Origin of the sequence: Streptomyces sp. 13-12-16 (assembly GCF_002114215.1) — a bacterium.
Classification (GTDB): domain Bacteria; phylum Actinomycetota; class Actinomycetes; order Streptomycetales; family Streptomycetaceae; genus Streptomyces.
The window spans coordinates 1-12,638 of the sequence record NZ_NCTE01000162.1 but is presented as its reverse complement, the minus strand read 5'-3'; the positions used below and the strand labels follow the sequence as shown (position 1 = coordinate 12,638).

10 protein-coding genes are annotated in these 12,638 nt (G+C 67.8%); 6 read left to right on the top strand and 4 right to left on the bottom strand.

What is annotated here, in order from left to right; all coding sequences use genetic code 11:
* Positions 1–64: 64 nt before the first annotated feature.
* On the bottom strand, positions 65–916 hold the full coding sequence (locus B7767_RS07690; RefSeq protein WP_085571500.1) for a helix-turn-helix transcriptional regulator: 852 nt from the start codon (positions 914–916) through the stop codon (positions 65–67).
* 347 nt (positions 917–1,263) lie between these two features.
* On the opposite strand from B7767_RS07690, the gene B7767_RS07685 reads away from it, so the two are divergent.
* Positions 1,264–3,042, top strand: a complete 1,779-nt coding sequence (locus tag B7767_RS07685; RefSeq protein ID WP_179167060.1) for a DUF262 domain-containing protein — start codon at positions 1,264–1,266, stop codon at positions 3,040–3,042.
* 845 nt (positions 3,043–3,887) lie between these two features.
* Here B7767_RS07685 and B7767_RS07675 read toward each other — a convergent pair.
* Positions 3,888–4,289 carry a hypothetical protein gene (locus tag B7767_RS07675; RefSeq protein ID WP_256923350.1) on the bottom strand — a complete coding sequence of 134 codons (402 nt, stop codon included), beginning with the start codon at positions 4,287–4,289 and terminating at the stop codon, positions 3,888–3,890.
* A gap of 1,134 nt (positions 4,290–5,423) precedes the next feature.
* On the opposite strand from B7767_RS07675, the gene B7767_RS07670 reads away from it, so the two are divergent.
* From B7767_RS07670 to B7767_RS07660, 3 genes are all read left to right on the top strand, one after another.
* A complete protein-coding gene (locus tag B7767_RS07670) occupies positions 5,424–5,765 on the top strand; it encodes a winged helix-turn-helix domain-containing protein (protein WP_073933069.1) in 342 nt (113 codons plus the stop codon).
* Entirely contained in the window at positions 5,762–6,076 is a 315-nt protein-coding gene (locus tag B7767_RS07665) for a hypothetical protein (protein WP_085571497.1), read from the top strand. Before B7767_RS07670 ends, B7767_RS07665 begins: the two co-directional genes overlap by 4 nt.
* 195 nt (positions 6,077–6,271) lie before the next feature.
* Positions 6,272–8,380, top strand: a complete 2,109-nt coding sequence (locus tag B7767_RS07660) for an MMPL family transporter (RefSeq protein WP_085571496.1) — start codon at positions 6,272–6,274, stop codon at positions 8,378–8,380.
* A 149-nt stretch (positions 8,381–8,529) separates the two neighbouring features.
* Here B7767_RS07660 and B7767_RS07655 read toward each other — a convergent pair whose 3' ends face one another.
* Entirely contained in the window at positions 8,530–9,231 is a 702-nt protein-coding gene (locus B7767_RS07655; protein WP_085571495.1) for a response regulator transcription factor, read from the bottom strand.
* A complete protein-coding gene (locus tag B7767_RS07650) occupies positions 9,228–10,523 on the bottom strand; it encodes a sensor histidine kinase (RefSeq protein ID WP_085571494.1) in 1,296 nt (431 codons plus the stop codon). Before B7767_RS07650 ends, B7767_RS07655 begins: the two co-directional genes overlap by 4 nt.
* Before the next feature lie 221 nt (positions 10,524–10,744).
* Here B7767_RS07650 and B7767_RS07645 point away from each other — a divergent pair, with 221 nt between their 5' ends.
* Positions 10,745–11,437 carry an ABC transporter ATP-binding protein gene (locus B7767_RS07645; RefSeq protein ID WP_085571493.1) on the top strand — a complete coding sequence of 231 codons (693 nt, stop codon included), beginning with the start codon at positions 10,745–10,747 and terminating at the stop codon, positions 11,435–11,437.
* Positions 11,434–12,638 (top strand): ABC transporter permease (locus B7767_RS07640; protein WP_143652266.1); only part of this gene is annotated, 1,205 nt, incomplete at its 3' end. The genes B7767_RS07645 and B7767_RS07640, both read left to right, overlap by 4 nt.

Genomic DNA, 12,638 nt, shown 5'->3' with positions numbered 1-12,638 from the left:
CAGCACAGCGAGCAGAGTATTCTCATGCGCGACAAGGGGCCAGGCATCTTGAGGAATTATTCCTCTAACGAGTGGTGACGTCCGCCAGCTCACGGAACTCGTGCATCACGCGGATCAAGAGCTCCCGCATCTCGATCCCGAAGACCGCGATTTCCTCGAAGCGGCTGAAGGTCTCCTGGTACGCGGCGACCTCAGTGGAGTCGTCCACGACCCGCTCATCCCGGAAGGCCTCGACCACGACGGCCCGCTGGTCGCACAGGGTGAACCCGTGACGAGGCATGACCGGTACTGCCCGACGCCAGGGGATGATCCCGAGACGTACGGTGCTCAGACTGTCGACGGCCAGGAGCCTGTCGAACTGAGCAAGCATCAGCTCAGGATTTCCCGGCCACGTACGCAAGACCGCTTCCGTCACAACGAACACCGACTCCCGTCCTGGCTCGTACAGCACGCTCTGCCGCTCCACGCGGGCAGCAACAGCACGGCCAACAGCCTCAGGCGCGGGGTTCGGTGCGCTTTCAAAGACGTGCCGGGCGTACTCGGCGCTCTGAAGCATGGCCGGCAGGACGACGCATTGGAACGAGCGAACCAGCCGAGCGGACCGCACCGCTTCATCAAGAACTGCCCCGTCGGGTGCGTTGTCGTCGGATGTCTCGACGATGTTCGGCGCATCCTCCACGGCGGCCAGGAGGGCACGCACCTCACGACTGGCCGGCTCATCAAGGTCGAGAGCACGCGATAGGCGACCCAAGACGTCGACGCTGGGGACCATCCGCCCGTTCTCGATCTTGGACACAGTCGGCTGTCCCACACCGGCGCGTTGTGCCAACACAGCACCCGTCAGACCGGCCTCTGCCCGGAGCCCTCGAAGACGTGCCCCAAGCGCCGTCATCCGCTCCTGCCGCTCACTCCCCATGACCAGGTTCTACACCACGAGGAAGCGGACATCGGCCCCTAACCTAGATGATCAAGCTCCCGTAGGACGTGATTCAAACTTTCTCTACTGGTTCAAGGCGGCTCGCTCCGCTCACCGCGCGCGGCCCGGCCCCCGGCCGGGCCTGCGCTCCTGTCTCCGCCCCGCTCCAGCCCGGCCGGCGCCCGTGCCGCGCGCACGGCAATCAGCCGCCGGATGCCGAAATCGCGACCGAGGGAGTCAACTCTCACAAATTTCAACAAGAACCAACACTCGCTTCTTAGTTGATGTGCAGTAGGTAGATGTTGCATCTGACGTGTCACCAGGCTCGATCGACAGGAGGCCCATCGATGTCCATCACCCCCCGAGGAATGTCGATTCAAGAAGCCTACAGCCTTTATCGAGGCGAAAAACTTATCGTGAATCGCAACTATCAAAGGAAACTCGTCTGGGGGGTAGACGAAAAGATCCATTTGATTGACAGCATTCTAAAAGGATTCCCGATCCCACTGTTCCTCTTCGCCGAAACCGCGGACGGCGACTTTGAAATTATTGACGGCATGCAGAGGCTAGACGCGATCTTTGGGTACATTGAACACAAGTACGCAATTTCAGTCGGCGATGAAAAACAATTCTTCGATCTCAAGGAATTTTCGCGAGCGCGACAATTTGCAGAGGCCGGAGCATTCGAGGCTGAATCTGGAAATCCTGGCCTTCTCCCGGCAAGCAAGTGCGCCGACTTGCTTGATTATCAGCTAGCGGTAACCATCTTCGATTCAAAAGAGGAAACGCAAGTCACCGAAGTCTTTCGACGCATCAACTCAGGAGGCCGCCAGCTTAGCGCACAGGAGAAGCGACAGGCAGGTGTCGTCAGCGACTTCGTTCGAATGGTCAGGAGGCTTGCCTCCGACTTTAGGTACGACGGCTCACCCGACGTGCTCCCGCTCACCAAGATGCCGGTTGTTTCAATCGATTCCGCACGCGAAAGATTGGGGTACGGGATTGCTGCAGAAGAAACTTTCTGGTGCAGCTTGGGAGTTCTAAATCCGCGCCAACTGCAGCAAAGTGAGGACGAGCAACTCCTAGCGGATATTTGCATTTCAGTTGTCAGGGGAAATACGTTCAGCGTCAGCTCCGATGTGCTCGATAAGTACTTTGACCCAACCACCCCTGAGAGTTACTCGCTTGCCATCGACCTGAACACTTATGGCACCGAAACTCTGGCCAGCGATGTCAAGGATGTGCTTGGCGCCATGAAGACCATGGTGGAGTCCGAGCGACCGGGCATCAGCGGAGCTTTTAGGTCACACGTCAGCACTAGTAGCTTCACCTCCGCCAAAACGCCCTTCTATGCAATATTTATGGCGTTCTACGATCTCATGATCAGGCAGCAGAAGCAGCTCGCAGACCCTAAAGCGGCATTCGCCGCTATCCGAAAGGTGTCTGCCAGGTTGACTCCTAGCAGGAATACAACGACCGAGCAACAGCGCCAAGAGAACATTGATATCGTTCGCGGTCTTCTGGAGAAGCATTTCGCCAGTGCACCGCGACCAGCGCTCACTCATGGCCCAGCTATGGAGATTGAGTTTCCCAACATCATCAGACGAGCTCCAATAGAGAGTGCACGCTACGAATTCAAGCAGGGAATAGTCTCACTGAACGACAAGCGGGAAATCAATCACACATTTCTCGAAAAGCTGCCGAAGATAATCTCAGCCATCGCCAACGTGGGGCCCGAAGCGGATGGATACATCGTCTTCGGTGTGGCGGATACCGACAAAGATGCGGAAAGAATTGAGCAACTCGATTCTGTCGTGGCTCTCCACATGGGACGACAGCTTCTCGTTGGCGTGGACCGGGAATGTCGAGCTCTAGGAATACAGCTCAGCGATTACACGCGAAAAATCTTGGGGGCCATTCAGGGTTCCCCTGTAAGCGAGCCACTAAAGAGTGCTGTATTGGCGAACGTGGATACAGTCACTTACTCTGGGCGGTCATACGTGATTATTAGAGTTCCCGCACAGTCGGAGCTGTCCAGCTTCGACGAGGAGTACTACGTGCGCGATGGCGAGGATCTTCGCAGAATGAAAACCAATGAGGCGCTTGCCGCATCGAAGCGCTTCAAGTAGCCAGGCAAAAAAGCTGCCTGAAGGGCACATCAGGGCTGTGGCCGATACGTCGGTGAGCCACGGAATTAATGGGCAATGCAGCAGTACACCGGAACCCGTGGCTTTACCGTTGTGCGATACAAACCGCTGTACACCCAAGCTGAGGGCCGAAGCACAATCATCACGGGCCAGCCGTCGTGGCTTGCTCTGTTCGACGGCACTAGCAGCGTGGCTGCGGCCTGTGGGGGTGCAGCGAGGCACACGCGCGCCTGATCGGTCGGCGCACCCGCCGTTGTGGCGGACTGTCGTCGGCTGAGGTACAGGCCCCAACGATTCTCCGGCTCTGTTCAGTGTGATGGCGTGAAGCCGGCGGACTGGTCGAGGTGGAACGCGCAGCCCAGAGCTGTCGGAGTCCAACCCTCTCGCAGAGCGAGCCGGATACCCGCGGCTACATGGGACGGCAGTACAGGCACAGCTCCTCGACCGATCCAGTTGCTGGGATGCGGTTGGTCGGTGGTGACCACGAGCGTCGAACCTGGGGTGCCCGCATGCTCGACCGCGAACGTGCAAGGCGACCATGCCAGGCCCTGGTCGTACGTTGGCCTGCCTCGCAGCCGCCAGCGGTAGTCCGTGCCGTCGACGACGATCCGTCGGGATCCCTTGCGGACCAGTGCCATAGCTCCCCCCTTCAACAGCGAAGATGCTAGCGAGCGCGGCTCCGCCGTCCGTCTCAGTTTCCGTCTCATTCAGCGCCGGTCACGGCCGTTCAGACGAGATCGGAGGCGGTAGCCGGACGTACTGTCGGCCCCGGCCGATGCCCCAGGCCCCACCACCACAGTTGGAAAGCGTGCTTGCGGCGCGGAGGTTTAGCAGGTGTCTGGTCGCGGCGGTCCAGGTTGGGTCTGCCGGACGCCCGTGCACGCGATCAGCGTGCTGCCGTCCTCGGCGAGGAACAGCATGAAGACCCAAGTCCCGTCGGCAGTCCTGATCTGGCCGAGCCGCACCGGTCGATCGTAGAGGTCGAGGCGTTGCACAGCCCGCGCCAAGCCCAGGGTCTCTATGCCCCTCCGCACGGTGTGACGGAGTCGGCGCCCGTAGACCGCCGCGAGCGACTTGGGTGACGTCGTGCCGTCCCAGATGACGTAAGAAGCGCCGACGCGGAGGGCAGTCAGAGCGGCCGATGACGTGTCGTCGCCATCGCACAGCAGTCGTTCGAGCTGTTCCCGCTCCATCACCACACCCCCGGCCAGGATGCTGCTGTACAGCAACGAGGTACAGCAACCCCATCAACCGGCAAGGACCACCACCGGCCGCCAAGTACTTCCCCGCCGCCTGTATGACCTCCAATGACCGATCTCTGTAGAGCTACGGATCAGAAGTTCCCGGGCCAACCGCCGGCGACCGGCCAGGTCGCCGCGAGGAGGGCCGACTCGTCCGGGTAAGCGTCGGCAGAGCTCAGGAGAGCTCGCTATCTGGCAATATCCTTCGCAAGGGCGACCACCACCGCAAGAACCGCATCCAGGGGGTAACCATGGGCGTCTTCGACAATTCCGCGAGCAGCAACAGTGGCGCCTTGGGGCGAGCGTGTCCTGACTGCGGGGAGATTTTGTGGGCCGACTCAGACGAACTTGCTGGCCGGTACGAATGCCACAACGACAGTTGCTTTGGGTTCAGGGTCTACTTCGACGTAGATGGCATGCTTCTTGACCCGCCGACCCGTGCCAAGAACCGCGGTGGTGGCACCTGCCAGTGGTGTCAGTCATCGCTCTCAGGCGGAACGAGCTACTTGCCCTATGAAGATGGCAGCAACTCACACGCTTACATCGTCTGCCCATCCTGCAAGCAGGAGGACATCCGATACGGCTTCGGCGAGGACGACTGAGGACAGGCTCTCTGCAGGAGCCACGCCAACCTCAGGGTGAGTGTCTAACTGCGTGACAACGCCGACGAACATCGGCGGACGAGCACGAACGTCTGCGGATCATCAGCGCAGGTGAGACGCGCAGCAGCCCAAGGCAGCACCACCGTCCCAATTGCTTCGGGACGAAGAGGTCGTGGGTTCAAATCCCGCCACCCCGACGCTGGTCAGAGGCCAGGTACTGAATTCAGTACCTGGCCTCTGTCGTGCGTACAGCGGCCCGGGACGGCGAACCGGCCCGTGCCTCGGCATGGAGCGGGACCGCCCCGCGGTTTCCCGGCGGGGGTGATGTCCGGAGGGGAGCGGTCGCGTCCGGGCAGCGCACCCGTACGCCCCCGTACGCGCCCCCGAGCCGACCCTGAGGCGTCCCTTATGCCTCCCCCAGCTTTCCCCCATTCCGGCCCTGAGATGTGTCAGGAATCTTTGACAGGTGCTCGCGGGTACTGTCAGCCTTTTCTGACAGGTACGACGGAAAGGGGCCGCGATGCCCGAGGTCCCACCTCCGGCACCGACGGGCGACGAGTTGCTGAGGGTGCTCTCCGCACTCGGCAATCCGCACCGCATGCGGATCGTCGCGGCGCTGCTGGAGCGCCGGAACTACGTCAGCGCGCTGGCTCGCGAGATCGGCATGAGCCGCCCGCTGCTGCACATGCACCTCCAGCGGCTGGAGGCGGCGGGACTGGTCGTCGGCACGCTCGAACTCGCGGAGGACGGCAAGACGATGAGGTACTTCGACGTCACGCCGTTCTTCTACGAGTTGACCCCCGGCGTCATCGCTCGAGCGGCCGCCACGCTCACCGAGGCCGAGAAAGAGGAAACGAAGTGAATGCGGAACAGGTGACGCTCGCCGACAGCACCGGAACAGTGGGCGCGCTGGTCGGGGCCGTGGGTGCGGCCGGACTCTTCTCCCTGCTGATCGTGATCGTCTGGCAGGTCGCCGCCACTTGGCGGGCCCGGATGCTGGCCGCGCGCGAGCAGCAGTACAAGGACCTCGCGGCCAAGTACGCCCGACTCCTGGAGGACACCGTGGAGTTGCAGCGCCGCATGGCCGACGAACAGCGCCAGACCCTCGACGAGCTGACACAGACCCGGCTCGCGGTGTCCTCGATGGAGAAGATGATGCGTGAGATCGAGTAGACGCTGACGGCAGGCGTACGGCCGGGAGCGGCAACTCCCGGCCGTACCGAGGAAGAACACACCCCGGACACACACCCACCCGCACTTCACGGCAGGTCGCGACAACCTGCAAACGCCGTGATGCGGGCCCGTGCGCCCTGACGCCGGCCGTCGAGACGGACCGGCGGCGCGCTCCCCACCAGAAGGAGACTACTCATGCGTGCGCTGCTCCAGCGCGTCGCCCGCGCGCCCGGTGGGCGACGCGGCAAGTGGCTGGTCCTGGCCGCCTGGCTGGTCCTGGCCCTCGCCCTCGGCCCGCTGGCCGGCAAACTCGGCGACGTCGAGGAAACCGGCCCCAACGCCTTCCTGCCGCGCGGCGCCGAGTCCGCGCGGGTCAACACGGAGCTGGAGAAGTTCCGTACGGACACGGTGATGCCGGCCGTCGTCGTCTACACCGGCGACGGTGCGAAGGCCCGGGCGAAGGCCACCGCCGACCGCGCCGCCTTCGCGCGGTACGTCCCCGCAGGCCGGGCGGTCCCGCAGCCGATCCCGTCCGAGGACGGCAAAGCCCTGATGACGATCGTCCCGCTGGACGGTGAGGACGGCCTCACCGACAAGGTCGACGAACTGCGTGACGTGGCCGGTGCCAACGCGCCGCCCGGCGTGGACGTCGCGGTCGGCGGCCCGGCCGGGTCCCTCACCGACTCGGTGGCGGTCTTCGACGGCCTCGACACGACACTGCTGCTGGCCACCGGTCTGGTGGTGGCCGTCCTGCTGCTCCTCACCTACCGCAGCCCCGTCCTGTGGCTGTTGCCCCTGATCTCGGTGGGCTTCGCGGCCGTCCTCACCCAGGTCACCACGTACCTGCTGGCGAAGCACGCCGCGCTCCCGGTCGACCCGCAGAGCTCCGGCGTCCTCATGGTCCTGGTCTTCGGCGTCGGCACCGACTACGCCCTGCTCCTCATCGCCCGCTACCGCGAGGAGCTGCACCGCCACGAGGACCGCCACGAAGCGATGCGCGTCGCGCTGCGTCGCTCCGGGCCCGCGGTCCTGGCCTCCGCGGCCACCATCGCCGTCGGCCTGTCCTGCCTGGCGTTCGCCGACATCAACTCCTCCCGTTCGCTCGGGCTGGTGGGAGCGGTGGGCGTGGTCTGCGGCTTCCTCGCGATGGTCACGGTGCTGCCCGCGCTGCTGGTCATCGCCGGCCGCTGGGTGTTCTGGCCGTTCGTTCCGCACGAGGGCACGCCCGCCCGCAAGCCGCGCACGATCTGGTCCCGCGTCGGGGCCGCCGTCGCCCTGCGCCCTCGCTGGTCGTGGCTGACGTCCGTCGCCGTCACCGGTGTGCTCGCGCTCAGCACGGCCGGCATCGGCATGGGCCTCACCCAGGCGGAGATGTTCCAGGACGAGCCCGAGTCGGTCGTGGCCCAGGAGAGGATCTCGTCGCACTACCCGTCGGGCGCCTCCGACCCGGCGGACGTCATCACCCGTACCGACCGGACGGCCGAGGTCGAGGCCGCCGTGTCCGCGGTGGACGGGGTGGCCCGCGTCGAGGAGGGCGGCGACCGCACGCCGGACGGAGAACTCACCGCCCTCACCGTGGTGCTGGAGGACGCGCCCGACAGCCGGGCGGCCAAGGACACGATCGACGACCTCCGCGAGGCCGTGAACCCGATGGACGCCCTCGTCGGCGGCACCACCGCCGAAACCCTCGACACCCAGCGGGCCGCCGACCGCGACCTCACGACGGTCGTCCCGATCGTGCTCCTTGTCGTCCTGGGCGTCCTGGTCCTCCTGCTGCGGGCGCTGGTCGCTCCGCTCCTGCTCCTGGCCACGGTCGTGCTGTCGTACCTGGCGGCCCTCGGCGCCTCGAACCTGCTCTTCGAGCACGTTCTGGGCTTCGCGGGCGTCGACTGGTCGATCCCTCTGATGGGCTTCGTCTTCCTGGTGGCCCTCGGCATCGACTACAACATCTTCCTCATGCACCGGGTGAGGGAGGAGACCGGGAGGCTGGGCCACGAGCGCGGCGTCCTGGAGGGGCTGACCAGCACCGGAGGCGTCATCACCTCCGCCGGCATCGTCCTGGCCGCAACCTTCGCGATCTTCGCGGGCCTGCCCCTGGTGACGATGGCCCAGATGGGCGTCCTCGTCGGCATCGGCGTCCTCCTGGACACCTTCCTCGTGCGGACGGTCCTCGTACCCGCCCTCGCTCTGGACCTGGGCCGCTGGTTCTGGTGGCCGGGCAGCCTCTTCCGCACCCTGCCCCGCGCCGGAGGGGACACCCCCGCGAGCGCCACCACGCGAGACCGGGCCCACGAGGCGGTGTGAAGCCCGCCGGCGCCTCGGCCGACCGCCTACGACGCGGGGCTGCGGCACGCGGGGTCCTCTCCCGCGCGCCGCGTTCCCCGCCGGCGGCGGGAAGGACGACGGTGCCCGGAGCCGGGGCGGCGGTCCCGGGCACCGGGCTCCCTGTCCGGTCACCCGTCCGGGTCCGGGGCGCCCCCTCTCGGGGCGATCAGTCCCGTCTCGTAGGCGAGGACGACGGCCTGGACACGGTCGCGCAGGTCCAGCTTCGACAGGATGCGGCCGACGTGGCTCTTGATCGTGGTCGGGCTGAGGAAGAGCCGGGAGGCGAGTTCGGCGTTGCTGAGGCCCGTCGCGAGCAGGCGGAGCACCTCGAGTTCCCGCGGGGTCAGGGCGGACAGGTCACGGTGCGGGGCCACGGTCCGCGGTTCGTCGTGCCCGGCGAAGCGTTCGATCAGCCGGCGGGTGATCGTGGGCGCGAGGAGGGCGTCGCCGGACCGCACCAGGCGCAGGGCGGCCACCAGGTGTTCCGGGGAGACGTCCTTGAGCAGGAAGCCGCTGGCGCCGGCCGTGAGCGCGGCGTAGACGTAGTGGTCGAGGTCGTACGTGGTGAGGATGACGACCCGGGTCCCCTGCGGGCCGTCACCGCCGAGGATGCGACGGGTGGCCTCGATGCCGTCCATCTCCGGCATCCGGATGTCCATGAGGACGACGTCGGGCCGCGTGCGGCGGACCGCTGCGACGGCCTCGGCCCCGTCGGCCGCCTCGGCGGTCACCTCGATGCCGTCCGCGGCCAGGATCATCGAGAAGCCGGTGCGCACGAGGGCCTGGTCGTCCGCGATGACCACGCGCAGCGGTGGCCGGTCCGCCGTCATCCGGCGCTCCGTGGGATACGGGCCGTGACCCGGTAGCCGCCGGCGGGTGTCGGCCCGGCCGTCAGCTCGCCTCCGTAGACGGCCAGCCGTTCACGCAGCCCCAGGTGGCCGCGGCCGTTGCCCTCCACCGGCGAGGAGCCCTTCACGCCGCCCGTGTCCGTGACCTCGATCCACAGACCGGTGTCGGTGCAGCCGATGGAGAGGGACGCCTCCGCGCCGCGCGCGTGCTTGACGGTGTTGGTCAGCGCCTCCTGCACGACGCGGTACGCCGCGAGGTCCACGCCCGCCGGCAGCGGTCGCGGCGGCAGCGACACCGCGACGCTCACGGGCGTCCCGGCGGCGCGGACCCGCGCGACCAGCGCGTCGAGCTGCGCGAGCCCGGGCTGGGGCTCCAGGTCGTCGGGCTTCTCCTGGTCCGGGGCCGCCAACAGGCCCATCACGTGGCGCAGTTCGGCCATGGCCGCCCTGCCCCCCGCCTCGACGGCCAGCAGTGCCTCCTTGGACCGCTCCGGCATCGCGTCCATCACCGTGCGCGCCGCGCCCGCCTGGATCACCATCACGCTCACATTGTGGGTGACGACGTCGTGCAGTTCGGCGGCGATGCGGGCCCGCTCCTCCTCCACGGCCCGGCGCATGGCCCGTTCCTGAGCCTCCTGCAGTTCGGTGACCTCGTCCCGGCTGGAGGCGAGGCGCAGTTGCAGGAAGCGGACGAGGCTGGCCAGCATCCCGGCCACCAGCAGGACGAATCCCGGACTGGACCACCCCGGGAGCACCGGGTCCGCGTTGCGGAAGGCGACACCGGACAGTACGGCGGCGATCACCAGGACCGCGATCGACAGGATCCGGTACCGGCTGTGCACGACGGCGCTGTAGGCGGCGACGACGCAGGCCAGGACGGTGATCCAGGAGGCGGCGGCGCCGACGGCCAGGCCCGCGCCCATCACCGTCGCGAAGACGGCCAGCGGACAACGGCGCCGGAGCGCGAGCGGCAGCGTCGACAGGACGACCAGGAACCAGGGCACGGGGGGAGGGAACTCCTCCGCGGGCACCCGGCCCGGACCGGGCGGCGGTGGGACGGGAACCCCGGTGCCGACGTCGGTCCCGGGCGGGCCGACGGTGATCGGCCCGCCGCCGGGGTGGCGGGCCTCGACGGTCAACGCGATGCCGGTCAGGACGACCGCCAGCACCGCATCGGCGCGTACCGCCCGCCCGGACAGCGGAGCGGCCTTCGCCTCGGGGCGCAGCGCGTCGATCAGCTGCCGCCGTCTGTCGCGCAGGACTTCCGTCTCCATCCGCACATTGTGCTGGGCCCCGTGTCCGGCCCGCGTCCGCCTGACTGACCAGGGCGTCGTCCTCGGGTCCTCGTCCTCGGGGAGGAGTCCGCGGCCGGGTGGTCCGGGGGAAGGGGCCGACAGCGGTCCCGCGGCCGACGCGCCCCGCCGGTGGCGGCTCCTAGGTTCACAGGGCCGACGACGGCACGCGTCTCCCACGACCGTAAGGACGGGCCTCCCGCATGACTCAACTGATCGAGCTGAAGGGCGCGGTGAAGCGCTACGACGGCACCGGCGCGCCCGCGCTCGGACCGCTCACGCTCAGCGTCGCCAGGGGTGAGGCCCTTGCCGTGACGGGGCCTTCCGGCAGCGGCAAGTCCACCCTGCTGAACCTCGTCGCGGGCCTGGACCGACCGACCGACGGCACCGTGACCGTGGCCGGCCGGCGGATCGACCGGCTGAGCGAGCACGCCCTCGCCAGGTTCCGTCGTGAGCACATCGGCATGGCCTTCCAGTTCTTCAATCTGCTCGACGACCTCACCGTCGCCGACAACATCCAGCTCCCGGCCCGGCTGACCGGCACCGGCCGGCGCGAGGCCGCGTCCCGCGCGGACGAGCTCATGGAGATGCTGGACATCCGCAGGCACGCCCGCGCCCACCCGAGCCGGCTGTCCGGAGGGGAACGCCAACGGGTCGGCGTCGCACGGGCGTTGGTCAACCGGCCCGAACTGCTGCTCGCCGACGAGCCCACCGGCGCGCTCGACACCGCCTCGGGGCACGACGTCCGCGAGCTGCTGAGGGATCTGCACCGCGGTGGCCAGACCATCGTGCTGGTGACGCACGACCTGTCGCTGGCCGAGACGGTCGCGAGCCGCGCGATCCACCTGGTCGACGGTCGCCTCGCCCGTGACACGCGTGCGCGGGCCGTCCGATGAGCCCGTTCGGCACCGGTGCGCTGGGCCGGGTCGTGCGCTCCGGGGTGAGCCGACGACGCGTGCAGACCGTCGTGATCGCCCTCGCCACGATGCTGGCCGTGGCCTCCGCGGTGGTGTCCGGGTCGCTGATGGTCGCCGCGGCCGCGCCCTTCGACCACGCCTTCGACGAGCAGCGGGGCGCGCACATCACCGCACAGTTCGATCCGGCCGGGGTGAGTGCGGAGCGGTTGGCGCGAACGGGGCGGCTCGACGGCGTCACCGCGAGCGCGGGGCCGTTCCCGTCCACGGCGTTCCGCCCGGTGGACGCTACGGGCTTCCCGCTCCCGACGCTGGCCCTGGTCGGGCGCTCCGGTCCGGGCGGTGACGTGGACCGCGTGGAACTGAAGTCCGGCCGGTGGGTGGACGGTTCCGGTGAGATCGTGCTCGGTTCGTCGTTCGAGAGGCCGGGGGTCGGGATCGGCTCCGTGCTCAGGGCCTCGGACGCCGCGAACGCCCCGGCCCTCCGCGTCGTCGGCTTCGCCTCGTCGGCCGGCGAGACCGCCGACGCGTGGGTGACACCGGCGCAGGTCGACGTGGTGGCGTCACGGGGCCACCACCCCGTCACGCACCAGATGCTCTACCGCTTCGACTCCGCGGACACGGGACGGCAGATCCTCGCCCACCGGGCGGAACTCGTCTCCGCCACGGGCTCCGGGGCGCTGCTGGGTACGCGGTCCTGGCTGGACACCAGGCGCGCCGCGAACCAGGGCGCGGCGGCGACCGTCCCGTTCGTGACGGCTTTCGGTGTACTGGGCATCACGATGTCGGTGATCATCGTCAGCAGCGTGGTCAGCGGTGCGGTCGGCACCGGTCTGCGCAGGATCGGCGTCCTCAAGGCCATCGGCTTCACTCCGCGCGAGGTCGTCCTCGCCCACACGGCCCAGGCGATGGTTCCGGCCTGCGTCGGCATCGTCGCGGGCGTCGGTCTCGGCAACCTCCTGGCGGTGCCGATGCTGGCGGAGACGGAGGCGGTGTACGGCACCGTCTCCCTCTCGGTGGCCTGGTGGGTGGACGTCGCGGTACCGGTCGCCGCCCTGCTCGTCGTGGGGCTCGCGGCGCTGGTTCCCGCGCTGCGGGCCGGACGGCTGCGCACGGTCGAGGCCCTCGCGGTCGGGCGGGCCCCGCGCACGGGGCGCGGGCGGTGGGCGTACCGGGCGCTGGG

Excerpts from the sequence above, each read along its gene's own strand:
- B7767_RS07690 (WP_085571500.1), bottom strand. The coding sequence starts at position 916 with ATGGGGAGTGAGCGGCAGGAGCGGATGACGGCGCTTGGGGCACGTCTT.
- B7767_RS07670 (WP_073933069.1), top strand. The coding sequence starts at position 5,424 with ATGCCCGAGGTCCCACCTCCGGCACCGACGGGCGACGAGTTGCTGAGG.
- B7767_RS07645 (WP_085571493.1), top strand. The coding sequence starts at position 10,745 with ATGACTCAACTGATCGAGCTGAAGGGCGCGGTGAAGCGCTACGACGGC.
- B7767_RS07685 (WP_179167060.1), top strand. The coding sequence starts at position 1,264 with ATGTCCATCACCCCCCGAGGAATGTCGATTCAAGAAGCCTACAGCCTT.
- B7767_RS07650 (WP_085571494.1), bottom strand. The coding sequence starts at position 10,523 with ATGGAGACGGAAGTCCTGCGCGACAGACGGCGGCAGCTGATCGACGCG.
- B7767_RS07655 (WP_085571495.1), bottom strand. The coding sequence starts at position 9,231 with ATGACGGCGGACCGGCCACCGCTGCGCGTGGTCATCGCGGACGACCAG.
- B7767_RS07660 (WP_085571496.1), top strand. The coding sequence starts at position 6,272 with ATGCGTGCGCTGCTCCAGCGCGTCGCCCGCGCGCCCGGTGGGCGACGC.